This window comes from Methanoculleus oceani (assembly GCF_023702065.1).
In the GTDB taxonomy this organism is placed as follows: domain Archaea; phylum Halobacteriota; class Methanomicrobia; order Methanomicrobiales; family Methanoculleaceae; genus Methanoculleus; species Methanoculleus oceani.
In genome coordinates this window covers 478932-504792 of sequence record NZ_QFDM01000001.1, presented here as the reverse complement: position 1 = coordinate 504792, position 25861 = coordinate 478932, and the positions used below count along the sequence as shown (strand labels likewise).

The following is a 25861-nucleotide window of genomic DNA, read 5'->3' as shown; positions in this document are numbered from 1 at the left end:
GCTGATAGATTTTCAACATTTTCCAGACATATCCACTCCCTCTCTATGAGGGATATTTACAAAACCGCCTCTTCAGCAGGCATTTCTGCTTAAAAGATCTTACGGGTCGCAGACAACAGTTAGCTGAGCTTAACTCTATCGACAGCCGATTCGTAAGCGGTATATACCATGTTCTATCAACAATTTAAGTAATTAGTCACTAGGTGATCATGTTGCAGTTACGGCACTTTTTACTAGTTCTCATTGCGCTGATCGTTATCCCTCAATCGGTTTCTGCATATCTGGATCCCGGTGTGGGGAGTATGATCTGGCAGTTACTGGTCGCAGTCGGGTTGGGCGTAGCATTCACACTAAAGATGTACTGGCAGAAACTCAAGGATCGATTCAGACCCAAGTCCGCTGACCATGAAGACTAAATCCGGTGTTCTTCCCAGCTCTTTCAGAGATCCCGGCGGCTTTCTCTTTGGACGGGACGATGTATTATACCGGCAGATCAACAACTCCTGCCGTGAGGACTATGACTGCCTCATGCAGTCCGGCCTGTATGAGAACCTTGTCTCCAGACAGGCCCTGATCCCCCACAAAGAGGTCGATATCCCTTCGGAACAACCCGGAAATGCGTACATCGTCATCCAACCCGAAGAGATATCCTTCGTCTCTTATCCCTACGAGTGGTCATTCAGCCAGCTCAAAGAAGCTGCGCTGGTCACTTTGGATGTCGAGCGGATCGCGCTGGAGCACGGGATGACCCTCAAGGACGCCAGCGCCTACAACATCCAGTTCCACAGAGGGAGAGCGCTCTTCATCGATACCCTCTCATTCGAGCGCTACCGGGAAGGGGATCCCTGGGTGGCATACCGGCAGTTCTGCCAGCACTTCCTTGCACCGCTGGCACTCATGGCCCACCGGGATATCCGGCTCGGCCAGTTGCTGAGGGTCTACATCGACGGCGTCCCCCTGGATCTCGCGAGTTCTCTCCTGCCCGGGCGAACCCGGCTCAAACCGGGCCTCGCCATGCACATCCACATGCACGCGAAGAGCCAGGCAAAGTATGCGGATACCCACGAGACCATCGAGCGCCCGAACCTGGCTAGGAACGCTCTACTGGGTCTGCTCGACAGTCTGTCCAACGCCGTCAAGGGCCTGGACTGGCGGCCCGCCGGGACCGAGTGGGCCGACTACTACACCGAGACAAACTACTCGGCGGCCGGATTAGAGCACAAGAAGAAGCTTGTCGGCGAGTTTCTGGACATGGACCGTCCCCGGTCGGTCTGGGACCTTGGAGCAAATGTCGGGGTCTTCTCCCGGCTTGCAAGCGAACGCGGCATCCCCACTGTTGCGTTTGACATCGACCCTGCCTGTGTGGAGCTAAACACCCTCGATATCCGGAAGAGCAATGAGCAGAACCTTCTCCCTCTCATGCTCGATCTCACGAACCCGAGCCCGGGGATAGGCTGGCAGAATGCAGAACGGGATTCGTTGATCGGACGGGGGCCCGTGGACATGGTCTTTGCACTTGCCCTGATCCACCACCTCGCCATCTCCAACAACGTCCCGTTCGAGAGGATTGCCGGGTTCTTCGCTGAGATCGCGGAACATCTCGTGATCGAATTCGTGCCGAAGGGGGATTCGCAAGTCCGGAAGCTGCTCGCGAACCGGGAGGATGTGTTTGTGGATTACTCGCAGGATGCATTTGAGGAGAGGTTCGGGGAACAGTTCTCCATCATCAGGAAAGAGCCTATCGAGGATTCCTTGCGTGTGCTCTATCTCATGAAGAAGAGGTAATTTGATACTGCATATTGTCGGGAAACCGATTCCATGGGAATATGTGCCTTGTGCTAGAAAATCAAAACGAATCATAATTCAATGAGGAGTTTCATGACGATTAAAGAGAGAATTCAAAACACTCTCAGTGACCCGGGAAAAAGGGCCCCATCTATTGGCGCGGCATTTCTCCTGTCGCTTACGGTACTGTTTTTTGGCCCGTCATATATGTATTACGGGAATATCCTGGAGATCCCGTACTTCTATTCAGATATGATCTGGATTTTTTTAGCCTATTCTCTTGCCGCAGCAGCCATAATCTCGGCAATCCTCCTCATCCTTAAAGGGACAATCCACCAGCGCGCAGTGGCCCTCGTATCTGCATTAGGGCTATTATTCTGGATTCAGGGCCACGTTCTGGTCTGGGACTATGGAGTACTTGATGGGCGAGAGATTATCTGGAATGATTATCTCCTCAATGGTATCATCGATTCGGCAGTTTGGATTGCGGTTCTGGGTGTTGCACTCTTCAAAGCCCCCTCCATCTACAAACATATCGCTGTAGCAAGCGTTCTTTTGCTCTTGGTCCAGGGAGGAGGACTGGCTGCCGAAGTATACCAAGCACCCGATGAGCCAGAGTGGAAGAGTTACGCCATCGGATATGACGATACAACTATGTTTGAATTCTCAAAGGAACAGAATGTTGTTATTTTGGTGCTGGATGCTTTCCGATCAGACATCTTTCAAGAGATCATTGATGAGAATGATGAATATCGTGAGATGTTTGATGGGTTTATCTATTACAGAAATGCTGCCGGAGGATACCCACATACAGACGCTTCGATTCCGTTAATATTAACCGGCGAATATTATGACAATTCAATTCCTAGATCTGAATTTGTTAAAACCACATTCTCGAATAATTCCATCCCACAGACATTGATGAAGAATGGCTATAGAGTTGATTTATATCCTCTATTACAGCACACAATATATCAGAGTAAGGAAGTTGCATCGAACATAGGGATTTCAGAAAGAGGTCAGGTGGATAGAGTTACTGACGCGATGAAGGGGACGATAGAATTACAACATCTTACCCTGTTTAGATACATGCCGCACTTTTTAAAAAGCCATTTTCATTTTATGCCATTCGTAGGGACGAATAGAGGCGATAGCACTCCCCATGACCTTGCCTTCTATAATACACTCATTTCAGAATTTAATGTATCAAGCGAAGAGAAAACATTCAAGTTTTATCACAATGTAGGACCTCATGGCCCACTTAACTTAAATGCGGATTTGCATTATGAGGATCTACCATTTAACGAAACAGGTTATAAAGAGCAGGCGAAAGCATCTTTGAAAATATCAGGAGAGTTAGTTAAGCAACTAAAGGAGCATGACATTTACGAGGACTCATTAATAATCATTGTTGGTGATCACGGCGCCCTTAGCGCAGGTCATGGAGTCCAAAACATAGTGAACACGGATCTATTGAGTATAGGCCCCGCATTGGATGGCGACGAATACCGGGAGAACTGGAGAATGGTTGCACAAGGAACACCACTTGTGCTTGTAAAGCCATTTAATGCTAGCGGGCATCTATCTATATCCGATGCACCTGTTTCGCTTGGGGATGTTCCACGAACAATAACTTCCGAACTACAGATACCAGATGAATTTTCTGGGCAGTCAATTTTATCGATCAATGAATCAGACACAAGGGAGCGAAAATACTTCCAATATTTAAGTACGAACAAAAGTGGGCAGTATTATCTTGAGTTAGATTACCTCCCCCCTTTGAGAGAATATTCCATAAATGGTCATAGTTGGTTCCGTAACTCTTGGGCACCAACTGTTCAGATCTACGAGCCTGGGCAAGGCCTTATACCTTTACCGGTATATAAATCTGAAACAGAGATTCTCTTTGGAAAAGAGGGGAACGCACAGACATATCAACTCGCCGGGTGGTCTGGTCCAGAAGAGGGATTTACCTGGACTGATGGTCATAATGCTGTACTGGCAGTTCAACCGGAAAACACAGATTCAGACCTCGCTCTTAAAATCACAGCATCTCCCTATCTCAGTGGGGAGGCATTAGACCAGCAGCGGGTGACTGTTTACGTGAATGAGCACTGGGTAGGCGAGTGGCTGTTTGATCAACCTGGAACCCAGGAAAAGACAGTATTAATACCTCATAATGTACTGGAGGGAGAAATCCAGTATATTGCCTTTGAGTTCCCTGATGCTACATCACCTAAAGATCTGGGGCGATCGGAGGATGAAAGGGATTTAGCAATAGCTGTTCACTCAATGGAAATAGAAGGTGGACAACTATGGACACAAACATGATAGAACGGGATACTCCAGATCGGCGCCCGGCCCTATAGCATCCCAAAAACCTTGGCCGGATTCGAAGGTGATAAATTTCGACAGAGCAACTATGTGATCGGGCTTGCCGAAATCAAAAGTTAGAGGGGATACGGCCTCAATGATAGATGTCTCGTGAGGATATTCACTTTTTTATAACCCAAAATGAACCCCCATACGTTTCAACAATATCGATCAAGGGATCGCCCCAGATTGGAGACAATATACGATGCAGATCGGGAATATGAGAAATATAGCAATTCGGCAGCAGGATTTCAGTATCTTTTCCACCACCAAGAAGGTACGCCCCCAACGTATACTGTTCTGAGTAGTATCTGGCATTCCATTCTTCCGGATAGTCATATGGGAGGAAGATGTCATGAAACTCCACAAGGACGCCCGGTTTCAAGCACGGCAGAACATCGAGGAATATCACTGTGACATCCGAATTCGTAAATACGCGGTGTGAGTTATCCACGAAGAGGATATCCCCTGCTTCAAGTCCTTCAAAAAGAGCAATATCGACATCTTCGACAGGTTTACGGACGATTTCATCGCAGATTTTATCGATTTCCGCCCGAGGGTACGGATCGATCGAGGTAATCTTTGTCTGCAAGTGATTGTCCTGAACCGCCTTCCGGGCAAACTTGGTGGAATTACCAGAACCTACTTCCACATATCGCTTGGGATTATTCACACAAAGAAACCCATAGAGTGAAATAGCATCCAGCCCCGGAATAAAACCATTGAACCAATTTGGCTCAGAGGGATTTCTAGGATCTAAGTCCCGGGAAATTACCCGGAATTTTTCTTTGAATTGCAGAAATCGTCTGATAGTACCTGCCATAGATATCTCCATTGAGTTCGATGATATCATGCAGAGCTTTATTCGGTTTAAGCGAGGTCCATCTCGACCTCGGATTTATGGGATAGTCTATTTCAATGTTCATAGTTCTCACCAAACATCATTACCCTAGTAATTCGCTAAATATTTCTAATTAAGTGAATCTGACTCAAAATTCACATCAAACACTAAAAAATGTATCGTATCCGTTTAAAACTACAATCTGTTATTGAAGGCTTACACTACAGGGAAAGGTTTTAGGGTACCATTGGAGAACTGGGATTTCCGCTGTACTCCCGTTTATCCCTCCTACAGTATACCCCGTATTGATGCTGAGACGTGCCTCAGCAAATTATCATCCTGTTCGTCAACACCCAGATGCAGCAACGCTTCTGATACCCGTGTCATCACGATCTCATCCCCGTCAACAACCGACTTGATATACCGATAAAACTCTTCTGCTATTCTCTGGGGGTTATGTTCACGCTCTACCCATCGCAGTGCGTTCTCTCCGATGGCCTCGCGCATTCTAGCATTCGCAGCGAGAGTCTGCATGTATGCAAGGAGGAGGTCCTCTTCATGGGAATCTACTGCCACCTTAAGGCAGCAATCTTCTGGGATTTCAGAGAACCATCCCACATCTGAGACGATGACGGACTTTTTCGCTGCCATGATTCTCAGAACACTTCCACTGGTCTCACCTGCCGTTGGGTGCCGGAGATTGACGCAAAAATCTGCAATGGCAAGGAATTTGACGATGTCTGTGAAAGGAACGAAACCAGCCTTAATAACTGATCCTGCTAGGCCGAGACTGGTGATCAGATTATCAATTCCCATGAGATCTTTTCCAACGAGGAGAAGAACTGCATCAGGGAATTCAACTAATAGTTTCTTAAACGCTCTCAGCAAGACATGATACCGCTTATGCGACGATATGAAACCAAAACTTACAATAATCGGTTTCTTCGCCTCTATTGAAAGGTTTTCCTTAATCTTCCGGGCATTCTGACTTTCCAGATCTTTTATCTCTTGGGGGATCGTCAAAGGATGGTGAATTTTCGTGATACTAGCGTCGGGTTTCTCTTTAAGGGCAACCTGTATGCTAAAATCATTGTGGCAAATGACTCCCAAACTGTGGTCAAGGATTCTTTTAATGAGGGGATAGTCAAACTCCGGATATGCACCTGTTCCAATCGCGCGGTCTGCTATATTCAACCCCTCTTCACCATAACAATATTTAAACTCTTCTCTATAGCGATCAGTGCTGCCTTGACCAATAGAAACACTCCATAAGAAGTTATGTAAATAGATGTCATGGAAAATAGTAATTCCAGGGTTTTTTATTAGAGAACGATAGATATAGTCGTGACACTCGTTGTTCCCCACGTGATAGAGTGGGATGTCATAGGATTCCTTCATTTTCTCATAATCGGTATATGGATAGATATTAAATTTTTTCTTTAAATCGTCATTATTTGGCCGTATTTTCGTGTCAATGAAAATATCAATATCCAAGTGATGGGGGAGGTATGGCAGCAACTCAACTTCAGAATAATCGGCAATTCCAGTTTTCTGGGGGGATACAGGCGAGAAGTACGCTATTTTCATCGCATCGGCCCCAAAAGTTTATCGACAACATGATCCCACGATAAATTCATATTCCTCATTGCCTGATAGCCATTCTCACCCATAGTTCGGGCGCGATCACTCTCGTATAATGCATTTATTTTTTGGGCAATATCCTCCAGGGATGGATGTGCGATATAGCCGTTCTCCTCATCTCTGACAAATTCTAAAGTTCCTCCAGAGTCAGTGCATGTTATTACAGGCTTTTTGGAAAAAAATGACTCCATAGTAACATAACCCAGATCCTCGTCAACTGGGGTGTAAGCAACACAGAAAGCATTACTGTATAATTCGAGCAATTGTTCATCAGACACGTATCCAAGGAAATCAACTCTATCAGCCACTCCATATTCACGCGCGATTGCCTTATATCGCTCCTGCGAGGGGCCCGTTCCCGATATTATCAACCTCAGATCGCGATGGACATACCTCATTGCTTTGATTACAAGATCCTGGCGTTTCGCTGAATCAAGCCTGCTCGGATAGAAGATGTAGTTATCATACTTACCGCAACGATATCTGCCCATGAGGGGAGGAGGGGGATACAACGCCTCTCCATGCAACTGGTTAAAGCCCCAGAGCCGGTTTGCGACATTCTGTGCGATCGTATAGACTTTTTTACTCTCGGTGAACCCAATATTATCCATTTGATGGATCTTTTTCCGCACGATCTTGCCAAGCGTGCCATAGGTTGCAAGGTTGTCAAACTGCGTGTGTGCTAGATCATATGCTTGTCGATGCTGATGGAGCAGCCATACGACCTTCGTATCGTGTTTAACCAGATATGAAGGAAATTTTGTTGCTATAACTCCATCGATTTTCGAACCATTACTCTCTGTAAGATCAAGCAATCTCCAGACTAGAGAATGGTTGACGATCTCTTGTGGAGGGGACCACCTGAAAGGAATCTTAATATACTCAACTTCACAATTCCGTCTGCATAATTCAGTATAGAGGTTATCACAAAGAGATTCTGCTCCCCCTCTGACAAACGGCACTTGGACCGCGCACAGTGCAATTTTCAATCGTATCAACTCGCTGATCTCTTTAGAATGGGAAAATTATTTTCAGATATGAGCATGTATTCAGTCGCTTCGAATTACTTCTTTCCAACAACTGCATAGTCCTGCGCTCCATAGATCGTTTCGTTCAACAAACCGATGTTTCTGTTGTAAATGTCAGCCTGCAGCCGTTCTGCCTCGTTTACCCTCTCCTCCACTGGCAGCTGCCGCAGCCTCGCTTCATCCGGTACCGGTGAGGAGAACTGAGCCTCGATCTCCCTGAATCCCACAGCCCCAAAAAGGAATTTCAGCGTCTCAGGATGAACCGGCCTGACATGGGTCATGTCGATGTAGAAATTCGCAAACGAGACAAACGAGAGCGGGTTCACCGTCTCGGCGACGAGATAGTAGCCAGATTTCAATTTCCGGTAACAGAGATCGAGCAGCCGGACAAGATAGCCAGGCTCGAGGTGCTCGACGACTTGGTCAATAAAGACCCCATCAAGACTCGCGTCCTCGAGATGTTCGAGGTACAAAACCGCATCGTTCAGTTCGACCGCGAGATCCCGGGAGCGGCAGAACTCCACCATCGTCTCGTCGAGGTCCACGCCGCGGACCCCGATGCCCTGCTCCCGCATCAGTTCGAGGAACTCACCCCGGCCGCAGCCGATGTCGAGAACGTTGCTGCAGCCCTCGAAGTAGTGGACGAACGCCCTCTGCCGCTCCTTGATATCCTCCCGGGAGCCCCGGAAGTGGTCCTCAAAGGCGATGTAGTTCACCCCCGTCCCGGCAGAGGGAGATTCGGGGCGTTCAGCCGCCCCGGATGCACCCTCGAGAGCCCTGCCCTCAAGAACCTTCGCCAGCCACGCCCGGTTCTCGATATCGGTGTCCATCGCGAGGATTGCGGACTGCACCTGCTCTGTGACCTCGCCCGGGATCCGCTCCTCAGCCTCTGTGATTATCTCGGCCTTCGCCTGCGTGACCGCCGCCGTAACCTCGCCTCTGAGCCGTTCCTCGACCTTCCGGGCGATCTCGGCTTTCAACTGCGGGGCAAGTCCCGTCAACTCGGCCCGGATCTGCTCCCCGACCTCTTCGGCGATCTCCGCTTTCACCTGTGCGACCAGCTCCGCGACCTCATTTCGGATCTGCTCCTCGGCCTCCGAGATCCCGTTCCTGACCTCAATATCCTGCTCCCGGAGCCGCTCCTTGAGCCTTGAGCGCACCTCACCGATAGTCGCCTGGATCTGTCTGGTGGTGTCCTCCCTGATCTGCTGCCGGAGGGACTCGATCTCGGATACCTGCCGGGCCACGTCTTCGAGCACCCGGCCTGTAGCCCGGTTGAACTCGGCCTGCTTCCAGATCACCGGGTCGACGTAGCGCCGGACCTCGCCGTGAACGAGCTCCCGGCCCTTTACCAGATACTTCCCGACGACGGGCCGGTGGGAACTGATGAAGTAACTGTTGTTCTGGATGTTCCAGTTGCCGGAGAGATAGGCAAGGTCCCGCGCGATCTCGGTGTTGGCCCCGGCCGGATCCTGCGGGGCTGCCGGGCTCGGGTCAGGTGGGTAGACCCCGGCCTCCTTCCTTCGCCGGATGTTCTCCCGGATCTTTCCCATTATCTCTTCGACGTTGATCTCGTCGTCCTTGATCTCAAACGGAGTATCGCTCATAGGTATCTTCTTCACCGCCGCCATAAACAGGGAATATCAAAGAGCCCGGCATCCCTCCCTGTGGGGATGACATCGAACGAATACGCCTTGTCCTGCCAGTCATAGCGCTCCCCGCTGTGGGTGTGGGCTGCAACCGTCACCAAGAAACGCCCGGCGAGCATCGGAATCCGGTCAATCTGGAGATCTATATGCCCCTCGCCGATAATATACTCGATCGAAACGTCTTTCAACTCGGTATTCGTCCCATAGAGGTGCTCCCCGCGTTCGGAGTAGAGAGCGATGCCGAAGACCGGATCCGGGACCCGATCCCGGGCCGAGTAGAAGATCCGGATGGTCATTGGATCGAAGGCGTTGAACCGGGCGCTCTCAGAGCCAAACTTGTTGAGGTACTTTACGCCCGTGATCTTCACCCGCCCGTTCCCGGGGGACGTCTCATCATCGACGGGAAGGGCGTCTTCGGTAGGGGGTTCCTCCGCGACCTTCCCGTAGACATACCGGTCGATCACCTCATCCGTCTCCCCGAGAGCCACCTGCTCTCCGTGCCGGAGGAGAAGTGTCCGGTCGCAGAACCGCCTGACCGAACCAAGGTCGTGGGAGACGAAGACGATCGTGACGCCCTCGTTGCGGTAGCGGTTCAGCACATCCATACACTTCTGCTGGAACTCCATGTCGCCGACGGCGAGCACCTCGTCCATCAACAGTATCTCAGGGTTGGTCTGAATCGCGGTCGAGAAGGCGAGCCGCACCTGCATGCCGGAGGAGAAGTTCTTCAGTTTCGCGTCCCGAAACGTCTCAAGCCCGGCAAACGCCAGGATCTCGTCGACCTTGCCGTTGATCTCCCGCTTCGAGAGGCCCATGATCGTCGCGTAGGTCCGGATATTCTCGACCGCCGTGAAATCCGGGTTGAACCCGACACCGAGCTCGAGGAATGGCGTCATTCGGCGGTTGACGGTGACCGTCCCCGACGTCGGCCGCATGATCCCGGCGAGGATCTTTAAGAGCGTGCTCTTCCCGCTCCCGTTCTCCCCGATGATCCCGAGCATCTCTCCCTCCTCTACCGAGAACGTCACGTCCCGCAGAGCAGGGAAGGTCTCGTAGTTTGTAGGCCTGAGAAGGCCGGTCAGGGCTTCAAAGATGGTCGTCCGCTTCTCGTGCGGAATGCGGAAGACCTTCTCCAGGTGTTCGACGTCGATGACGCTCATTTACATCTCCTCCGCGAAACGAGGTTCGTACAGGGCAAAAATAATGTATCCGATTATGAGTGTAAGCACGGCCATTACTCCCGCATAGAGGAGCGATCCGGCTGCCGGAGGAGTGGAATAAATGATCGCGTCGCGTGCCGAGATGATGATATGGGCCATGGGGTTGAGGAGGAAGATCCCCTGCAGGGTCTCCGGGAAGATGGTGACCGGGTAGAGGATCGGCGTCGCAAAGAACCCGGCCTGGAGAATCACCGCCCAGATGAACTGGACGTCCCGGTAAAACACATTCAGTGCGGCAAGAGCGAGAGAAAGCCCCAGGGACACGAGGAAGAGGAGCACCAGGATCAGCGGCACGTAGATGAGATTTGCCGAGAGGGGCACCTGAAAGACCGTCATGAAGGCGATAAAGACCAGAGACTCAAAGATGCTCATCAGGAGCGCCGTGATGCAGGACGAGATCACGAGGATCTCACGGGGGAAGTAAATCTTCTGGACCATACTCGGCTTCCCGAGGATTGCATTAAGCCCCATGGATGTTGCCCGGGAGAGGAAGTTCCAGAGAATGATGCCAAGCAGCAGGAAGAGCTGGTAGTACTCCACCTCGATCCGCATCAGGTTCGAGAAGACCACGTAGAGGACCACGAGCATCAGGAGCGGCTCGAGGAGTGACCAGAAGTAACCCAGGACCGAATTTTTGTAGCGCTGCTTAAACTCCCCCCAGGCGAGCACCCAGATGAGATTCCGGTAACCGTAGAGAGTCTTCAAATGGTCAAACGCCATCATTCACCACACGCCGGATCCGGTCCGCGAAAACAGACAGGTCAAACAGTCTCGCCCGCGCCAGGCAGGCCTCCCGGTAACGCTCCGGGTCGGCCGAGACCGCCAGAACCGCCGATGCAATCCTTCCGGGATCGGCATCGACGAGCATCCCCGTCTCCGCCGTCACCGTCTCGCAAAACCCGCCCTCGTTCACCGCGACCACCGGCTTGCCGGCGGCCATCGCCTCCACCGGCGTCAGGCCGAAGTCCTCGTCCAGGGCCGTGCAGACGTGGCCCCTGCACCGGGCGTAGAGGTCGATCAGCTCCTCTTCGGAGACCTCCCCCCGGATCTCGACGTTCTCCGGGAGGTCTTCCATGAGCCGGGCCGCATACCGGCCCGCGTGGTCCCCGGCGGCGTATCCGCCGACGATGACCAGGCGCTCGTCCGGCATCGACCGGAAGGCTTCGATCTGCAGCTCGATCCGCTTTTCCGGGTAGAGGCGGTTCACCGAGAGCCAGAAGTCCCCATAACCCTCGCAACGATACCGCGACACGTCGACGGGAGGGTAGACGACCTCCGCATCACGGCCGTAGCAGGTGCAGATCCTCTGCCGGACGTTCTCCGATATCGTTACGACCCGGTCGACCCGGCTCACGGAACGCTGGTCCTGCCGCCGGGAGAACGCCACCCACGCCCGGAACGCCTGCCGGGAAACAAACCCCTGCCGCGACAGAAACGTCCCGTAGAGGTCGTAGAACGCCCGCACCGGCGTATAACAGTACCAGAGGTTCGGGTGGTGGCGCCGGGCGGCGTGGTGGCTCCAGTTCCCGGTGAAGATGAAGAAATCGTAGTCGTCCGAGAAATCGGCGGAGGCAAACTTCCAGGTGGCGGAGATCTGCTTGAAGGGCGGGAGTTTGACCGTGCTTCCAAGACTCGTGACCCGGACCCCGTTGTCCAGTTTTGCGGCCGCATCCGTGTCGGTCGTGATGACGTCGGCGTTCAGGATCTTCGCGAGGGTGAGGACGACCCGTTCGCCGCCCCCGATCGCCCCGAAATAGTCATGGACGATCGCGATTTTCATACCCGCTTCTTCTCGTCCATGTAGAAGTTGAGCTGATCCCGGATGATATCCTCGACGCTGTAGGTGGACGAGAACCCGAGGCGCCTGATCTTTGTCGTGTCCGCAAACAGGATCGGGACCTCGGCGGGCCGGAACCGCTCGGGGTCAAAGAGGATCGGGATCTTTTTGTCGCCCGATCTGGCGATGATGCCCTGGTCGTTGGCGGCGAACTCGATCGCCCCTTCAAGCAGCATCCGGTCGACCTTCGTCTTCTCGAACGGCACGCCGAAGACGGCGGACGTGTCCTTCTCGGTCGGCGCCTCGACGGCCTTGTCGTTTTTGATGCTCTCGATCCGGTCGACCGGCATCCCGGCGTTCTCAAGGGAGAGGAGGATGTAAGAGAGGACGGAGGTCGTCCGCATCGAGCCCTGGTTGTAGACGTCGCCGGGATGGCCCGCATCAGCGATCAGGCAGTAGCCGTGGATGGTGTCCATAACGTGCGACCAGTCGCGGAAGGCGTTGACGTTCCCGATGGTGATGTGGTCGATATCTCCCGCCGCATACTTCGCGACCTGATTCGTCGCGACCGAGGTGACGAACATGCTCCCGCGCCCGGCCCCTTCGTGGTTGAAGGCCCGGGAGACGATCGCCTTCGTGCCGTAGGTGTAGAAGTAGTTGCGCATCAGGTGGTCGCCGCAGACCTTGCTCACGGCGTACGGCGACATGGGACGGAGGGGATTGGTCTCCCTGATAGGCACTTCGGGGATCGAGACCGGCTCGGGATAGATTGTTCCGTACTTCGCCTTCGCCCGCTCGTACTGCTCCTCGGAGCTGAAGACCAGCCCGTACTCCTCGGACGATCCGGCAAAGACGATCGTCGGGTCGCAGTCCTTCCGGCGCACCGCCTCAAGAAGGTTGTTCGTGCCGATGGAATTCATCTGGGCGGTTTCGATCGGATGAGAGAACGACCGGGGGACAAAAGATTGTGCGGCAAGGTGGAAGATTGTGTCCGGCTGCGCAGTATCGAGCGCCGTGGCCAGCCCGGAGATATCCTCCAGGTTTCCTTCAAGAAAGGTTATGCCGTTCTCGATCTTCTTCCAGGCGATATTCTGAGGAATGGCGCCGTCCGCCCGCCTCCGGACAAGCCCATAGATGTGCGCACCCTCATCGATCAAATACCGGGCCAGGTACGACCCGGCAAACCCGCTGATCCCGGTAATTAAAACGCTCCTATCCTTCCATGACATGCAATCTGCTCCCCGCATAGGTCCTTAAAAACTAAAAGGCGTAAACCTGATGTCAGAGTTGGTCAGGAATTTTGATAAACCTTTTCGAGTATATCGACAATCCGTCCCCAATCATATGCTGCCGCTGCTGCCCGGCAGTCGGATGCCCGGGTCCGGTGCAGATCAAGCGCCGCGAGAATCCTCCCCCCCATCTCCCCCGCCGAGAGCCCCGAGCGGAACCCGCTCACCCCGGGGACAACCAGATCCGCCGCCGCGTTCCCGGAATGGTCCGTCGTCACCACCGGGAGGCCGCAGGCCATCGCCTCCAGCGCCGCGATCCCGAAACCCTCGCGGGTCGAGGGGAGGACGAAGACCCGTGACGCCTTCATCGCGGCGATGACCGCGTCGTGGTCGGGGAGGAACCCGGTGAACGTCACCGCCCCGTCAAGCCCGAGGTCGCGCGCGAGGGCTTCGAGTGCCGGCCGCTCCGGGCCGTCGCCGACGACCAGGGCCCGGAGGTCGGGGACCTCCTCCCGGACCGGGACGAGCGCCCGGAGGAGGACGTCGACGTTTTTTTCCCGGATCAGCCGGCCGGTGAAGATGACGTCGGAGCCCTCCGCCGCCGGGGCGACGGCCGCGATCCGCTCCGTGTCGATCCCGTTCGGGACGACCGGGACCGGTCCGGTGACCCCGAGGCCCTCGAGGGCCCGGGCCGTCGAGGGCGAGACGGCGATGTGGTGCTCGGTGAGCCCGGCGGCCAGCCGCTCGACAGCCTTCCCAAAGACCCCCCGTGGTCCGAGGTAGTCGTACCAGTAGTCGCCCCAGACCTCGTGCCAGGTGACGACGAGCGGAATCCCCCGCATCATCGACGCGCCCTTCGCCGAGAAACACGAGAAATAAGGGAAGTTCTGGCAGTCGACAACGTCGGCGCCGGAGGCGAGAAGCGGCCGGAGCACCGAAGAGCCGAACCGGAGCGCCTGCGGGACCGTCCGCCTGCCGCCGGAATACAGCGCCTCGCCGGGACAGACCCCGTGGAGGGTCACCCCGTCGCGCTCAAGCACCGCCGGACCGTCCCAGGAGCGCATCCCGTAAACGTGGACCTCGTGCCCCCGGTCCGCAAGCCGGACCGAGACCTCGCGGATGCGCTTCTCGACCCCGCCCTTCACCCAGGGGTAGACGGCGTCGTAGACGTAGGCGATCTTCATCGGCGGAAACCCTGCAGGTGTCTTCGACTGATAGGTTACCAGAGACCGGGGAAATAAGTATTCATCCGGTGGCGGACCAACCTCCAGCCGTACCCCTTAATTACCGGCCGCCCCCAAGATCAACGTACGACCTATGGCTCCCGCTGCACTAAAAGAACATAAAACCGCCCTCACCGCCGCCGTGCTGCTCCTCTTCATGATCGTGGCGGTCCTCCTCCGGGCAATCCCCCACGCCGCGCTCGTCGACGGCTCGTTCACCAGCCTCATCGGCACCGACGCCTGGTACAACCTCCGCCAGGTCGAGATGATCGCGGCGAACTACCCCGGCTACGCCTGGTTCGACCCCATGACCGCCTACCCGACGGGGAAGGAGGTCGCGTGGGGACCGCTCTTCCCGCTCATCACCGCCACCCTCTGCCTCCTCGCCGGGGCGGCCACCCGGCCCGAGATCGTTTATACCGCCGCGTGGGTCCCCCCGCTTCTCGCTGCCGCCGTCGTCCCGGGGGTTTACCTCACCGGAAAGACCCTCGCCGACAGAACAACCGGCCTCGCCGCCGCCGGGCTCATCACGATCGTTTCGGCATCGTTCTTCGCGCGGTCGATCTTCGGGTTCGTCGACCACCATGTTGCGGAAACCCTCTTCTCCACCCTCTTCTGCCTCGCCTACATCGCCGCGCTCGCGTATGCCGCCCGGCACCCGGTAACGCTCGCGGAGACGAAAACCATCCTCCCCGTCGCGCTCCTCGCCCTCGGCGCCGGGGCCGCCTACCTCCTCGGCCTCCTCGTCATGCCGACGATGATCCTCTTCGCGCTCATCGCCGGAGTCTTCACGGTACTCCAGGCCGTACGGAACCACCTCGACGGCACCGGGCCGGAGGGGCTCCTCCTCGTCAACGCCGTCGCCTTCGTTGTTCCCACGATCTTCCTGCCGCTCTCCGGGTTCATGGTCGACTCGCAGAACCTCTCGCTCTATTCCGTCGGCCACGTCTACGCCTACCTCCTCCTGATCGCCGCGACCGCCCTCCTCTCCGGCATCTCGCTGGTGCTCAAAGGAAGACGGAACGAGTACCTCGCCGCACTTGCCGCGCTCGGAATCACCGGCGTCGCCTTCCTCGGGCTTACCGATATCGGGAGGACGATGGCCGGCGGTCTTATAACGTTCTTCGGCCGGGACATGTCGGCCACCGCCATCCGGGAGATGGCACCGTGGGATGCCTCCCTCGCGTGGCAGAGTTTCAACGTCGGCCTCCTCCTCATCCCCGCCGGGCTCGTGCTCCTCGCCCTCCGGGCCCGGCGCGAGAACCGGCCCGAACTCCTCTTTGCCATCGTCTGGTCGGTCATCATCCTGATTGCGACCATCCAGCACCTGCGGTTCGAGTATTACCTCGCCGTGAACCTCGCGCTCCTTGCGGGGGTCGTCATCGCGTGGGCGCTCGGTTACGGATTTAGCAAGACGGCCGCGTTCCTCCGGGAGCCCGAGAGCAAAAAGAAGAAGAAGACGCTTCCCACCGCGGAGGTCGCCGCCGTCGGGATCGCCGTCCTCCTCATCATGGCTCTCGTCGGGGCATCGGCCTCCGAAAACATCGGCTACGCCGTAAACGGCGTCCCCCGCACCATCCTCGCCGACGACTGGCGCGACGCCCTCGAGTGGATGAACGCTCATACCCCCGGCCCCGGCGTGGACTACTACGCGATCTTCGAGAAGAATGGCTTCACCTATCCCGAAGAGTCCTACGGCGTCATGTCCTGGTGGGACTACGGCCACTGGATCACCTTCATCGCGCAGCGGATACCGAACACCAATCCATTCCAGGACCACGTTCCCCGGGCCACCGGGTTCTTCCTCGCCACCGCCGAGGAGAAGGCCGACGTGGCCCTCGCGGCGGCCGGCTCCCGCTACATCGTCACCGACGGCAGGATGGCCGCCGAAGGGTTCCCGGCCATCGCCTACTGGCACAATGCGACGGCGGGGACCGCACCCTACGCGACGGCGCTCCTCGTGCCGGTGCCGGGAAGAGAGAACGCCTACAGCATCGAATCGTTCTACAAGGAGGCCTACTTTGAGACGATGGCGGTGCGGCTGCAGGTCCTCGACGGGACGATGACGGAGCCGGAAAAGGCCCTCTACGTCGAGTACGACACCGCTTCGGTCCCGGAGACCGGCTACGCGAGACTGACCGCAAGCCGCGAGATGAACCCGGCCGGGGCGCAGGCGGTGGCCGACGCCTACACGGGACCGGGGAAGGCCGCGGTCTTCGGGACCGATGCCGCGACGCCGCCCGGGACCCTCCCGGCGCTCAAACACTACCGGCTCGTCTACGAGTCCTCCCCCGACGCGGAAACGAGCGTGAAGGTCTTTGAATTCGTCGACGGCGCCGTGATCCCGGGCGAGGGCGTCATCGAGGTCACGGTCGTCACCAACACCGGGCGGGAGTTCCTTTACCGGCAGCAAAGCGAGAACGGGACCTTCGTCGTCCCGTACTCCACCACCGGCAACCCCTACGACGTGAAGACCGCCGGGAACTACCGGATCGGAAACGAAGAGTTCACGGCGACCGAGGAGGCCGTGACAGGGAGAGCGTAGCCCCCCTGACGCAGAGGAGCCGCCGGACCGCGGTGGCGTTCGTCGCGACCGCGAGGATGACGAGCGCAGGAAGGACAAACCCAGTCACCAGTCCGGCGATGATGACCGCGATCCGCTCCGGCCGGGCGAAGAGGCCGGCCCGGCACGCCACCCCGAGCCCTTCGGCCCGGGCCCGGGCGTAACTGACCATCAGCGACCCGACTGCGGCGGCAAACGCGGCCTCGACGCCCCAGGGCGTCCCCGCCCCCGCGTAGTGGACGACGAGCCCGCCGTAGACCGCCGCCTCCGCGTAGCGGTCCAGGAACGAGTCGAAGAACGCCCCGAAGAGCGAAGCGGCACCGGTCACCCGGGCGAGCGCCCCGTCGAGTGCGTCGAAGATGCACGATGCGGCGACCACGATCCCGGCGGCAAAGAACGATCCTCCGGCGCAGAGGATCCCTGCGGCCGCCATCCCGGCAAACCCGAGCAGCGTGAGGGTGTTCGGGGTCGCCCCCGTCCGGGCGACGAGGGCCGCGATCCGCGTGAGCGCCCCGTTCGTCCCTGCCCGGAGCCGCTCCTCGATCACCGGCCCGTCACCCCGAAGAGATGATCCGCGACCGCCCCCGACCGTACCATGGCAGGGGATCGTCGCTCCGGGAGATAAGGGTGTCTCTCCCGGACCGGGTAATGATTATGTCCGTAATAATTATGGATGTAATCATTCTGCCGCTCGGTGATAGGAAGCGGGTGTTCCGGCAGCCGGAGCACCCGTATACTGTGGACCTCGGAAACTGGAGGAGGCTTAGAGAACAGGAGAGAGCCTTCACTTCCTCTGCAGGGCACGAATATATTCGGCGAGGTACTGCTCAATGTCGCCGACATCTTCCCGGAGCAGGTCGTAAATCCTGTCGTTGTCGATATCCCAATAGATGTGGATCAACCGGTTCCTGAACCAGGCCATCGTTTGCAGACGTTTTGGTCTTCATCGAAGAACCCGTGTTCCTGCACGATACGAAACGGGTCGGCACAGGCATGTGTCCCGCCCCGCCACTCTGGCGCCCCATCCCGGGACACCGGAGTGGAGGATGCAGCGGGCCGTGCAGACCCGCGGGTGGGAGCGCAACTCCCCGGGTCGCGCAAAAATAGGGAAGAGCCTAGCACGTCCCGTTGCAGCCGCAGCCGCAGCCCGCCGGTTTCCTGGCGCCGACCCTGACGCTCACGATGCTCTTTTCGATCGACGCCCTCTCGTCCTCGCCGAGGAGCCCGGCAAGTTCCGGCTCGCTCACGATCAGGTCGAGCGGGAAGACCGTCTCCCCCTGGACCGCGATCTCCGTAAAGCCCGCACCGGCGATACTGTCGAGGTACTCCTCCTTCACCAGCGCTCCCGCGACGCAGCTGCTGTAGAGAAGCGTCGACTCGGCGAGCGGGGCCGGGAGGGGCGCCGCCAGCACGATGTCGGAGACCATGAGCCTCCCGCCGGGGCGGAGAACCCGGAACGCCTCTCTAAACACCTGCGATTTATCCGTAGAGAGGTTGATGACGCAGTTTGAGAGGATCACGTCGACGGAGCTGTCCGCCACCGGCAGGTGCTCGATCTCGCCGAGACGGAACTCCACGTTCGTCCGCCCACTCTTTTTTGCGTTCTCCCGCGCCTTATCAAGCATCTCGGGCGTCATATCGACGCCGATGACGCGGCCCGTCGGGCCGACACGCTCCGCCGCAAGGAAGGAGTCGAACCCCGCCCCCGACCCCAGGTCAAGGACGACTTCGCCTTCCCGAAGCGAGGCGAGAGCCACGGGGTTGCCGCACCCGAGCCCCAGGTTCGCGCCCTCCGGCGCCTGCCCGAGATCGTCCTCCGAATAGCCGACGCCGAGGCTCACCGATTCGACCGATCGCCCCGTGCCGCAGCACCCGGTGCCGCAGCCGCATCCGCCCTGCCGGGCAGCCACCTGCCCGTATGCATTCCGTACCTGCTTGTGAATATCTTCTTTCTTCATCGCGATAACTCCTGGTTAGTTCTGTTCTCCTCTGCCCGCGATCTCCTCCGTCATGGGGGAGAGCAGCGCCGTCACCATACCGTTGAAACAGCTCGCCTTGATCAGCGTGATGCAGCAGACATCTCCTTCCTTCCCCCAGAAGACGACCGCAAGCCGGTCGCCGGGAGCGATCCCTGCCCATTCGCGGATATCTTTCGGAAGCACCACCTGCCCCCGTGCGTCGACGCTCACGACCGCCTCGATCGTGCAGGCACCGGAACAGGAGGATTTCCGCTCGTCTTTCGGGACATCTTCCATGTGGCTCACCGGATCAGGGTTGTCTGCGAGAGCACATAAATATTCCGAATATTCTGAATATTCTGAAAAATTGGAACCTGCTGGAGGGTGCCGGCCGGGGAACAGGCGCGGGTCCCATGGAGATTTCCATGGGAGAGTGATCTCAACCGGATAGTGGTCGGCGGCCTCCGCGAACGGCACCATAAAGCCGGGCAGCGGCCATCCTCAGCCCGGTCGAACCGTCCGCCGAACCTGTTCACCCTCCGGACTCCGGCCGAAGGCGTCCGGATGCAGGCAGCGCCGGCCTCACGTGGCGGCGACCCGCTCTTTCGCCTGCTTGCTCATGAGACGCTCGAAATACTCGTGCGCCTCGAGCGCCGCCTTCGCCCCATCACCGGCGGCGACGATGATCTGCTTGGCCTTGACGCAGGTCGCGTCCCCGGCCGCGAAGATCCCGGGAACACTCGTGTGGCCGTTCTCGTCGATATCGATCTCGCCGAGCTCATTCAGCTTCACCAGGTCCCCGAGGAACCCCGTATTCGGCACGAGCCCGATCGCGAGAAAGAGTCCTTCCACGTCGAGGACCGTCTCCTTCCCGGTCTGGCGGTCGCGGATAGTGATCCCGGTCAGATTCTGGTCGCCGTGGAGTTGCGTCACCTCGTGGTGGAGGAAGATCCGCACGCCCACCTCCTCTGCCCGGGGAACGTAGATCTCATCGCACCGGAGGGTGCTCCGGACTATCAGGGCCACGGAACTCGCGATCCTGGTCAACTCGATGGCGGTCTGGATCGCCGCGTTCCCCCCGCCGACGACGGCGACCGGCCTGCCGTGGAAGAACGGGGCGTCGCAGGTCGAGCAGACGGAGACCCCTCTCCCCATCAGCCGGTCCTCACCCGGGAGCTCCAGGGTGCGGGGCTGCTTTCCGGAAGCAAGGATGACCGTCCGGCAGTGGTACGTGTTCCCGGAGGCCGTCCGGACGAGGAAGACGTCCCCCTCTTTTTCGATGCTCCCGACGCTGTCGAGTTCGAGACTGACGTTAAGCCCCCGGACCTGCTCCTCGAACTTTCCGACGAGGTCCTCTCCCGTGATCACCCGAAAGCCCATGTAGTTCTCGATCGCCCAGCTCCAGGCCGCCTGACCGCCGATGTTCTCCGAGACGACGACGGTCTTCATGAGTTTCCTGCCACAGTAGACCGCAGCCGTCATCCCGGCCGGCCCGGCGCCCACGACGACCACATCGTCGATCTCATCCGTCACCGGCGTCCCGAAGAGCTCCCGGAGCCTCTTTGCATCGAATCCGACGACCATCTCGTCGCCGGAGATCGTGACCGGCACCCCCCGCTGCCCCGAGACCCGGATCATCTCCCGGGCCGCCTCGCGATCCTTCCCGACGTCGACGATCTCGTATTCGACGCCGTTCTTCTTGAGGAACGCCTGGACCATCCGGCAGTAGGGGCAGTTCTCCGTCGTGTAGACCTTCACGCCTGCCATGGGGTTGAGTATCTCAGGAGCCCTATTTAACTTGTGAGGGTAGGTGGTTCGCCAAACCCGGGCACGGCTGCGCCGGACCAAAAAGTGAGATTATTGAATTTCGCGGAACATCCGCGCAGGAACCCCGCAGATCGGACACTTCTCCGGCGCCGTCCCGAGTTCGACGTTGCCGCAGACCGGACAGAGGTAGACCTTCTCCGTATCGAGGTCTTTTCCCTCCCGGACGGCCTCAAGCGCCTGGAGGTAGAGGTTCGCGTGCACCTCTTCCGCCTTCATCGCGTGGGTAAAAACGATCGAAGCCTCGTTCTTCCGCTCCTCCTTTGCCTCGGCGATGAACGCCGGATACATCTCCATGAACTCGTAGTTCTCTCCTTCCATTGCACCTTTGAGGTTCTCCTCGGTGCTCCCGACGGCGTTCATGATGAAGAGGAGACGTTTTGCGTGGACGGCTTCAGCTTCACTCGCCGCCCGGAAGAGTTTTGCCACGGTCGGATACCCCTCGGCGGCTGCCTTCTCTGCAAAGACCGAGTACTTCCTGTTCGCCTGGGACTCCCCGGCGTACGCATTCTGAGCGTTCTCATCAGTCGGCATGGATGAATCATTGCGGGACGCCCTTATTAAATCTTTCACCTTCTTCCCCCCGGAAACGCTATCCCGCCGGAGCACCACCACCTGCCGCATGGAGGAGGATGCGACGGGCGTGAGCATCGTTAGGTGCGAACGCCCGGAGCTCGAGAAGACCGAAGGTCTTCGAGTGCGACGGGCCGAAGGGTGCGACGGGCGGAACGCCCGGAGCTTGAGAAGACCTTCGGTCTTCGAGTGCGACGGACGGAAGGGTGCGACGGACAGCGTCCGGAGCTTGAGAAGCCACCAGGCTTCGAGCCGGAGCGCGAGCACCGGAGGTGTGGGTCGCGATGGTTCGTAGAGCCGGAGCGCAAGCACCGAAGGCGCGAATCACGACTGCCGAAACGGCAGGAGCGCGAGCACCGAAGGTGCGAAGCCGGGTGCAGCGGATCTTCATCTTTGTCCTCGCCTTAAACCTCTCCGTCGCACTCGCAAAAGCGGTCTTCGGTCTCCTCGCCGGGTCGGTGAGCATGGTAGCGGACGCTTTCCACTCGGGGTTCGACTCCTTCTCGAACGTCGTCGGCATAGTCGCCCTCTACTTCGCCGGGAGACCCCCTGACCCGGAGCATCCCTACGGCCACGGCAAGATCGAGACGCTCGGCACCCTGGTCATCGGGGCGATGCTCCTCCTGACCGCCGCCGGGATCCTCTACGAAGGCTACCGGCGGCTCGTCGAACCCGTCGTCCCTGATATCACCGCGGTCACCGTCGGCGTCATGGTCGGGACGCTCGTCGTTAACCTCGCCGTCTCCACCTACGAGCGGAGGAAGGGCGAGGAGTACCGGAGCCAGATCCTGGTTGCCGATTCCCAGCACACCCGAAGCGACGTCTTCGTCTCGCTGGCCGTCCTCGGGGGGTTTCTCGCCGTCAGGCTCGGCTACCCCGAGGCCGACCCTATCATCGCGTTTGCCATCGGCCTCCTCATCGCGAGGATGGGGATCAGGGTTCTCTACGACGCCGCCCGGGTTCTCACCGACACAATGAACCTCCCCTGCGACATGGAACTCATCCGGGCAGTGGTGATGGACGTCCCGGGGGTGACCGGGTACCACGACTTCCGGTGCCGGGGAAAACCGGACGAGATCCTTGCCGACATCCACATCACCGTCGACCCTGCCCTCCCGGTCTCCCGGGCCCACGAGATCTCCGACGAGGTCGAGCGGCGACTCAAAGAGACGGTGCCGGGGCTCGCCGAGGTCGTCGTCCACATCGAGCCCGAAGAATCACCCTAACAGTTTTCCGAGTTCGTAGCCCTTCCGGTATGCCGCCTCCATCATCTCCGGCCGCGTCCGGATGTCCCTGATTGTGTCCATGTCGTTCTGGAGCACCTCGTCCCAGAGGGGGCAGTCGATAATCTCCCCGAACGCCTGCATGGTCATCCTGATCCCGTCAAAGACGTTCGGTATATTCATCCCCGCGATCGATATAAAGAGCATCTTGCGTTTTTTCCGGTGTTCAGGAGAGATAAGCGACCGGCCCCGGTGGTATTTTGCCATGTAAAAGACCTGGAACCGGTCGATGAAGGATTTGAGCCTCCCGGGGACGCCCATCGTCATCACCGGGGTCGCGACGATCAGGCCGTCCAGCTCCCGGAACTTCCGAAAGATCCCCTCCATCTCATCCTGGATCAGGCAGGTTTCGCTCCCCATGCACTGAAAGAACTCCATGCAGGGCAGAACGTCCATGTGCGCGACCTCAAGTTTCTCGACCTCGCACCCGGCCTCCTTTGCGCCCCGTATGGCCTCGTCGAGGAGGCGGGCGGTGTTCCCGTCGAGGACAGGACTCCCGAGCAGCGCGATAACCTTCTTTGGCATGGTGCAGGGTTGCGCACGACCCTATTAATAGGATGCGGCCATGCGGCGCGGACACGGTTAGGCGGATAACGGGGGCGATCCGGTATCATCCGGGGAGGGAACTACTAAATACCTTGTGAGGCTATTACCGCCTGGTGAATTTCTATGGCCGAATCAGAACCCAAAAAGACAGCGAAAGCCGGTGAGAAGCCGGGTCCCGGCCGGTTCATCTGCATCGACTGCGGCCGGGAAGTCCGGATCGACAGCACCGATGCGGACCTCGTCAAATGTCCGACCTGCGCCTGTGAGATGTACAACTGCTTCCCGATGACTCATATCAGACCCGATATCAAAACGCCGGAGGATGTCCTGCATCCTCCCGAGAGGAAGAAGAAACCGGAGAACCACTGAGGTGAGAAGAATGGTGAATGTATCGGCAAAAGGGCAGGTCTACCACTGCGAGATCTGCGGAAACGTGGTCCAGGTGCTGGAAGCCGGCGGCGGCGAACTGGTCTGCTGCGGCGAACCGATGGTGCTCGAGGAGTGAGCTGCGATGGAAGAGAAGCACCTGGAAGAGAAGATAGGGAAGGTTCCCGTGATCTTCAAGGAACTCAAGGAGACGGACCCCGACCTCTACGCCAGCGTCATGGGGCTTGACCAGATGATCTGGGCCGACGGCGCCCTCTCGAAGCAGACGAAGAAGATCATCGCGATCGCGATTGCCGCCGCCCTCCGGGACGGACACGCTGTCCGGGCGCAGATGGCCGGTGCCGGGAACCTCGGCGTATCGAAGGAGGAGATTGAGGAGGGGCTCCGGGTCGCGTTCCTGCTCGCGGGGATGCCGGCCTACGTCCACGGCAAGACCGCCCTCGAGGAGTACCTGGGCAACCGCCCGCGGAAGTGAGTCATGGAGCCTGAAGAGATCGGGAAGAGGATGAAGGCAGGCTACGAGTGCAAAGACTGGTACCTCTGCTTCAAGGAAATCTAAACCCGGCACTTTTTTTGCCTCCGGCCGGACAATACTCCTTGTATGACCCTTGACGTCCTCGCGTTTTCGACCTCTCCCCGCCGCCACGGCAACTCCGAGACCCTCCTCGACTGGGTGCTCGCGGCGATGGAGGAGAAAGGGGCCGCGGTCGAGAAGATCGTCGTCCCCGAGGTGGATATCAGGCCCTGCCGCGGGTGCAACCTCTGTGAGACGCTCAACCGGTGCGTCCAGCGGGACTACATGGACTACGTCCACGACCGGATCGTCGCGGCCGACTGCATCATTCTCGCGTCTCCCATCTACTGCATGGGGCTCGCCGCGCAGGCGAAGGCGCTGGTCGACCGGGCCCAGGTCTTCCGCTCCCGGAAGTACGTCCTCCGCCTCCCGGTCGTCCCGCCCGAGCGGAAGGGAAAACGGATGGGCATCTTCCTCGCGACAGCCGGACAGAACTGGGATTACGTCTTCGACGCGGCAATCCCGTCGGTGAAGTGCTTCTTCCACGTCGTCGAGATCGGAAACAGAGATCTCAGGTACCTGATGGTGAACGGCGTCGACGAGAAAGGCGCGATCGACCGCCACCCCACCGCGAGAGCCGACGCAGAGAATCTGGCAAAAGAAGTCGTCGCACGACTGCAGGAGCTCCGGGCGGCATGACCGAACCGGTAAGAGTCCTCGGCATCTCCGGCAGCCCCCGGCGGCACGGGAACACCGAGACCCTGCTCGACGCCGTGCTCGAGGGCGCCCGGGAGGCGGGGGCCGATGTGGAGAAAGTCGTCCTCCGGCCGCTCGATTACGCCTCGTGCCGGGGGTGCAACGCCTGCCACAAAACAGGGGTCTGCGTCATAAAAGACGATCTCACGGAGGTGTTTGAGAAGATCGCCGCCGCCGACGTCCTTGTTGTCGCGTCCCCGATCTACTCGATGGGAATCACGGCGGAGGCGAAAGGGCTGATCGACCGGGCGCAGTATCTCTGGGCGCGCAAGTTCATCAAAAAGGATCTCTATTACACGACCGATCATATCCGCCGCCATAAGGGTATCTTCGTCTCGACTGCGGGGCTCGGGTGGGAGAACGTCTTCGACGCGGCGTTTCCGGCGCTCACTGCCTTCTTCAACACCACCGGTTTTGAGTACTGGGACAACGTGATCGCAAACGACATGGACCGCTACGGCGGGATTGCGGGCCACCCCACCGCACTCGCTGAGGGGCGGGAGAAAGGGCGGAATGTGGTCGGCCTCCTCCGGAAAACGCAGACGTAAGCCTGATTCTCAGCCGTGCCAGGCCGGCCCGGGATGCAGGGGTGAAAAATATTTCCTGGATCGCCGTTTCGGGCGGGAACATCGTTACCAGGGGCCGGCTGAACAGAACAATTGTTTTCCCCCCGGCCAACAAACCGGAACAA

Annotated in this window: 26 protein-coding genes; 10 read left to right on the top strand and 16 right to left on the bottom strand. The window is 58.1% G+C overall.

Annotated elements, in window-relative coordinates:
* Window positions 1-405: 405 nt before the first annotated feature.
* Both DIC75_RS02670 and DIC75_RS02665 read left to right on the top strand, forming a co-directional pair.
* Window positions 406-1785 carry a class I SAM-dependent methyltransferase gene (locus DIC75_RS02670; protein WP_250986463.1) on the top strand — a complete coding sequence of 460 codons (1380 nt, stop codon included), beginning with the start codon at window positions 406-408 and terminating at the stop codon, window positions 1783-1785.
* Between the two features lie 93 nt (window positions 1786-1878).
* On the top strand, window positions 1879-4116 hold the full coding sequence (locus DIC75_RS02665) for a sulfatase-like hydrolase/transferase (protein WP_250986462.1): 2238 nt from the start codon (window positions 1879-1881) through the stop codon (window positions 4114-4116).
* 163 nt (window positions 4117-4279) lie between these two features.
* Here the strand turns inward: DIC75_RS02665 and DIC75_RS02660 are convergent, their stop codons facing one another.
* The 9 genes from DIC75_RS02660 to DIC75_RS02620 form a co-directional block, all read right to left on the bottom strand.
* On the bottom strand, window positions 4280-4981 hold the full coding sequence (locus DIC75_RS02660; protein ID WP_250986461.1) for a class I SAM-dependent methyltransferase: 702 nt from the start codon (window positions 4979-4981) through the stop codon (window positions 4280-4282).
* 306 nt (window positions 4982-5287) lie between these two features.
* Complete coding sequence (locus tag DIC75_RS02655; protein ID WP_250986460.1) at window positions 5288-6586, bottom strand: glycosyltransferase family 4 protein; 1299 nt, start codon at window positions 6584-6586, stop codon at window positions 5288-5290.
* Window positions 6583-7455, bottom strand: coding sequence for a glycosyltransferase (locus tag DIC75_RS02650; protein WP_250986459.1), 873 nt, complete (start codon window positions 7453-7455; stop codon window positions 6583-6585). Before DIC75_RS02650 ends, DIC75_RS02655 begins: the two co-directional genes overlap by 4 nt.
* Window positions 7456-7703: 248 nt before the next feature.
* Window positions 7704-9275 carry a class I SAM-dependent methyltransferase gene (locus tag DIC75_RS02645; RefSeq protein WP_250986458.1) on the bottom strand — a complete coding sequence of 524 codons (1572 nt, stop codon included), beginning with the start codon at window positions 9273-9275 and terminating at the stop codon, window positions 7704-7706.
* A gap of 11 nt (window positions 9276-9286) precedes the next feature.
* The gene (locus DIC75_RS02640) at window positions 9287-10477 is read right to left on the bottom strand and encodes an ABC transporter ATP-binding protein (RefSeq protein ID WP_250986457.1); all 1191 of its coding nucleotides are present in this window, start codon (window positions 10475-10477) and stop codon (window positions 9287-9289) included.
* Window positions 10478-11257: an ABC transporter permease gene (locus DIC75_RS02635; protein ID WP_250986456.1), complete on the bottom strand. Its 780-nt coding sequence runs from the start codon at window positions 11255-11257 to the stop codon at window positions 10478-10480. It abuts the gene before it with no gap.
* Complete coding sequence (locus DIC75_RS02630) at window positions 11247-12317, bottom strand: glycosyltransferase (RefSeq protein ID WP_250986455.1); 1071 nt, start codon at window positions 12315-12317, stop codon at window positions 11247-11249. Before DIC75_RS02630 ends, DIC75_RS02635 begins: the two co-directional genes overlap by 11 nt.
* Window positions 12314-13543: a GDP-mannose 4,6-dehydratase gene (locus DIC75_RS02625; RefSeq protein WP_250986454.1), complete on the bottom strand. Its 1230-nt coding sequence runs from the start codon at window positions 13541-13543 to the stop codon at window positions 12314-12316. The genes DIC75_RS02630 and DIC75_RS02625 overlap by 4 nt, the downstream gene beginning before the upstream one ends.
* Window positions 13544-13605: 62 nt before the next feature.
* A complete protein-coding gene (locus DIC75_RS02620; protein WP_250986453.1) occupies window positions 13606-14727 on the bottom strand; it encodes a glycosyltransferase family 4 protein in 1122 nt (373 codons plus the stop codon).
* 133 nt (window positions 14728-14860) lie between these two features.
* Here DIC75_RS02620 and DIC75_RS02615 point away from each other — a divergent pair, with 133 nt between their 5' ends.
* A complete protein-coding gene (locus DIC75_RS02615; RefSeq protein ID WP_250986452.1) occupies window positions 14861-17311 on the top strand; it encodes an oligosaccharyl transferase, archaeosortase A system-associated in 2451 nt (816 codons plus the stop codon).
* On the opposite strand, the gene DIC75_RS02610 is transcribed toward DIC75_RS02615, so the two are convergent.
* From DIC75_RS02610 to DIC75_RS02585, 6 genes are all read right to left on the bottom strand, one after another.
* Window positions 17274-17876 carry a CDP-alcohol phosphatidyltransferase family protein gene (locus tag DIC75_RS02610; RefSeq protein WP_250986451.1) on the bottom strand — a complete coding sequence of 201 codons (603 nt, stop codon included), beginning with the start codon at window positions 17874-17876 and terminating at the stop codon, window positions 17274-17276. The genes DIC75_RS02615 and DIC75_RS02610 overlap by 38 nt on opposite strands.
* Window positions 17877-18113: 237 nt before the next feature.
* Window positions 18114-18251: a HepT-like ribonuclease domain-containing protein gene (locus tag DIC75_RS02605; protein ID WP_284738347.1), complete on the bottom strand. Its 138-nt coding sequence runs from the start codon at window positions 18249-18251 to the stop codon at window positions 18114-18116.
* Window positions 18252-18444: 193 nt separating this feature from the next.
* Entirely contained in the window at window positions 18445-19287 is an 843-nt protein-coding gene (gene arsM, locus DIC75_RS02600; RefSeq protein ID WP_250986449.1) for an arsenite methyltransferase, read from the bottom strand.
* Window positions 19288-19302: 15 nt separating this feature from the next.
* Window positions 19303-19584 carry an HgcAB-associated protein HgcC gene (hgcC, locus tag DIC75_RS02595; protein WP_250986949.1) on the bottom strand — a complete coding sequence of 94 codons (282 nt, stop codon included), beginning with the start codon at window positions 19582-19584 and terminating at the stop codon, window positions 19303-19305.
* Window positions 19585-19869: 285 nt separating this feature from the next.
* A complete protein-coding gene (locus DIC75_RS02590) occupies window positions 19870-21054 on the bottom strand; it encodes an FAD-dependent oxidoreductase (protein ID WP_250986448.1) in 1185 nt (394 codons plus the stop codon).
* A gap of 90 nt (window positions 21055-21144) precedes the next feature.
* On the bottom strand, window positions 21145-21645 hold the full coding sequence (locus tag DIC75_RS02585; RefSeq protein WP_250986447.1) for a rubrerythrin family protein: 501 nt from the start codon (window positions 21643-21645) through the stop codon (window positions 21145-21147).
* An 88-nt stretch (window positions 21646-21733) separates the two neighbouring features.
* Here DIC75_RS02585 and DIC75_RS02580 point away from each other — a divergent pair, with 88 nt between their 5' ends.
* Both DIC75_RS02580 and DIC75_RS02575 read left to right on the top strand, forming a co-directional pair.
* A complete protein-coding gene (locus DIC75_RS02580; RefSeq protein ID WP_250986446.1) occupies window positions 21734-21979 on the top strand; it encodes a hypothetical protein in 246 nt (81 codons plus the stop codon).
* Between the two features lie 67 nt (window positions 21980-22046).
* The gene (locus tag DIC75_RS02575) at window positions 22047-22910 is read left to right on the top strand and encodes a cation diffusion facilitator family transporter (RefSeq protein WP_250986445.1); all 864 of its coding nucleotides are present in this window, start codon (window positions 22047-22049) and stop codon (window positions 22908-22910) included.
* Here DIC75_RS02575 and DIC75_RS02570 read toward each other — a convergent pair.
* Complete coding sequence (locus DIC75_RS02570; RefSeq protein WP_250986444.1) at window positions 22902-23492, bottom strand: flavodoxin family protein; 591 nt, start codon at window positions 23490-23492, stop codon at window positions 22902-22904. The two genes, DIC75_RS02575 and DIC75_RS02570, sit on opposite strands and share 9 nt — an antisense overlap.
* A 144-nt stretch (window positions 23493-23636) precedes the next feature.
* Between DIC75_RS02570 and DIC75_RS02565 the strand changes: the two genes are divergently transcribed.
* From DIC75_RS02565 to DIC75_RS02545, 5 genes are all read left to right on the top strand, one after another.
* Window positions 23637-23882: a zinc ribbon-containing protein gene (locus DIC75_RS02565; protein WP_250986443.1), complete on the top strand. Its 246-nt coding sequence runs from the start codon at window positions 23637-23639 to the stop codon at window positions 23880-23882.
* Window positions 23883-23892: 10 nt separating this feature from the next.
* The gene (locus tag DIC75_RS02560) at window positions 23893-24018 is read left to right on the top strand and encodes a desulfoferrodoxin FeS4 iron-binding domain-containing protein (RefSeq protein ID WP_048183354.1); all 126 of its coding nucleotides are present in this window, start codon (window positions 23893-23895) and stop codon (window positions 24016-24018) included.
* Window positions 24019-24024: 6 nt separating this feature from the next.
* Window positions 24025-24375 (top strand): carboxymuconolactone decarboxylase family protein, encoded by a 351-nt coding sequence (locus DIC75_RS02555; protein WP_250986442.1) that lies wholly within the window; start codon window positions 24025-24027, stop codon window positions 24373-24375.
* Window positions 24376-24501: 126 nt separating this feature from the next.
* A complete protein-coding gene (locus DIC75_RS02550; RefSeq protein WP_250986441.1) occupies window positions 24502-25113 on the top strand; it encodes a flavodoxin family protein in 612 nt (203 codons plus the stop codon).
* Entirely contained in the window at window positions 25110-25718 is a 609-nt protein-coding gene (locus tag DIC75_RS02545) for a flavodoxin family protein (protein ID WP_250986440.1), read from the top strand. The genes DIC75_RS02550 and DIC75_RS02545 overlap by 4 nt, the downstream gene beginning before the upstream one ends.
* Window positions 25719-25861: the final 143 nt, after the last annotated feature.

Bases quoted from the DNA above. Each gene is read 5' to 3' on its own strand.
- DIC75_RS02670 (WP_250986463.1), top strand. From the start codon at position 406: ATGAAGACTAAATCCGGTGTTCTTCCCAGCTCTTTCAGAGATCCCGGC.
- DIC75_RS02665 (WP_250986462.1), top strand. From the start codon at position 1,879: ATGACGATTAAAGAGAGAATTCAAAACACTCTCAGTGACCCGGGAAAA.
- DIC75_RS02660 (WP_250986461.1), bottom strand. From the start codon at position 4,981: ATGGCAGGTACTATCAGACGATTTCTGCAATTCAAAGAAAAATTCCGG.
- DIC75_RS02655 (WP_250986460.1), bottom strand. From the start codon at position 6,586: ATGAAAATAGCGTACTTCTCGCCTGTATCCCCCCAGAAAACTGGAATT.
- DIC75_RS02645 (WP_250986458.1), bottom strand. From the start codon at position 9,275: ATGAGCGATACTCCGTTTGAGATCAAGGACGACGAGATCAACGTCGAA.
- DIC75_RS02640 (WP_250986457.1), bottom strand. From the start codon at position 10,477: ATGAGCGTCATCGACGTCGAACACCTGGAGAAGGTCTTCCGCATTCCG.
- DIC75_RS02635 (WP_250986456.1), bottom strand. From the start codon at position 11,257: ATGGCGTTTGACCATTTGAAGACTCTCTACGGTTACCGGAATCTCATC.
- DIC75_RS02630 (WP_250986455.1), bottom strand. From the start codon at position 12,317: ATGAAAATCGCGATCGTCCATGACTATTTCGGGGCGATCGGGGGCGGC.
- DIC75_RS02625 (WP_250986454.1), bottom strand. From the start codon at position 13,543: ATGTCATGGAAGGATAGGAGCGTTTTAATTACCGGGATCAGCGGGTTT.
- DIC75_RS02620 (WP_250986453.1), bottom strand. From the start codon at position 14,727: ATGAAGATCGCCTACGTCTACGACGCCGTCTACCCCTGGGTGAAGGGC.
- DIC75_RS02615 (WP_250986452.1), top strand. From the start codon at position 14,861: ATGGCTCCCGCTGCACTAAAAGAACATAAAACCGCCCTCACCGCCGCC.
- DIC75_RS02605 (WP_284738347.1), bottom strand. From the start codon at position 18,251: ATGGCCTGGTTCAGGAACCGGTTGATCCACATCTATTGGGATATCGAC.
- arsM (WP_250986449.1), bottom strand. From the start codon at position 19,287: ATGAAGAAAGAAGATATTCACAAGCAGGTACGGAATGCATACGGGCAG.
- hgcC (WP_250986949.1), bottom strand. From the start codon at position 19,584: ATGGAAGATGTCCCGAAAGACGAGCGGAAATCCTCCTGTTCCGGTGCC.
- DIC75_RS02590 (WP_250986448.1), bottom strand. From the start codon at position 21,054: ATGGCAGGCGTGAAGGTCTACACGACGGAGAACTGCCCCTACTGCCGG.
- DIC75_RS02585 (WP_250986447.1), bottom strand. From the start codon at position 21,645: ATGCCGACTGATGAGAACGCTCAGAATGCGTACGCCGGGGAGTCCCAG.
- DIC75_RS02580 (WP_250986446.1), top strand. From the start codon at position 21,734: ATGGAGGAGGATGCGACGGGCGTGAGCATCGTTAGGTGCGAACGCCCG.
- DIC75_RS02570 (WP_250986444.1), bottom strand. From the start codon at position 23,492: ATGCCAAAGAAGGTTATCGCGCTGCTCGGGAGTCCTGTCCTCGACGGG.
- DIC75_RS02565 (WP_250986443.1), top strand. From the start codon at position 23,637: ATGGCCGAATCAGAACCCAAAAAGACAGCGAAAGCCGGTGAGAAGCCG.
- DIC75_RS02560 (WP_048183354.1), top strand. From the start codon at position 23,893: ATGGTGAATGTATCGGCAAAAGGGCAGGTCTACCACTGCGAGATCTGC.
- DIC75_RS02555 (WP_250986442.1), top strand. From the start codon at position 24,025: ATGGAAGAGAAGCACCTGGAAGAGAAGATAGGGAAGGTTCCCGTGATC.
- DIC75_RS02550 (WP_250986441.1), top strand. From the start codon at position 24,502: ATGACCCTTGACGTCCTCGCGTTTTCGACCTCTCCCCGCCGCCACGGC.
- DIC75_RS02545 (WP_250986440.1), top strand. From the start codon at position 25,110: ATGACCGAACCGGTAAGAGTCCTCGGCATCTCCGGCAGCCCCCGGCGG.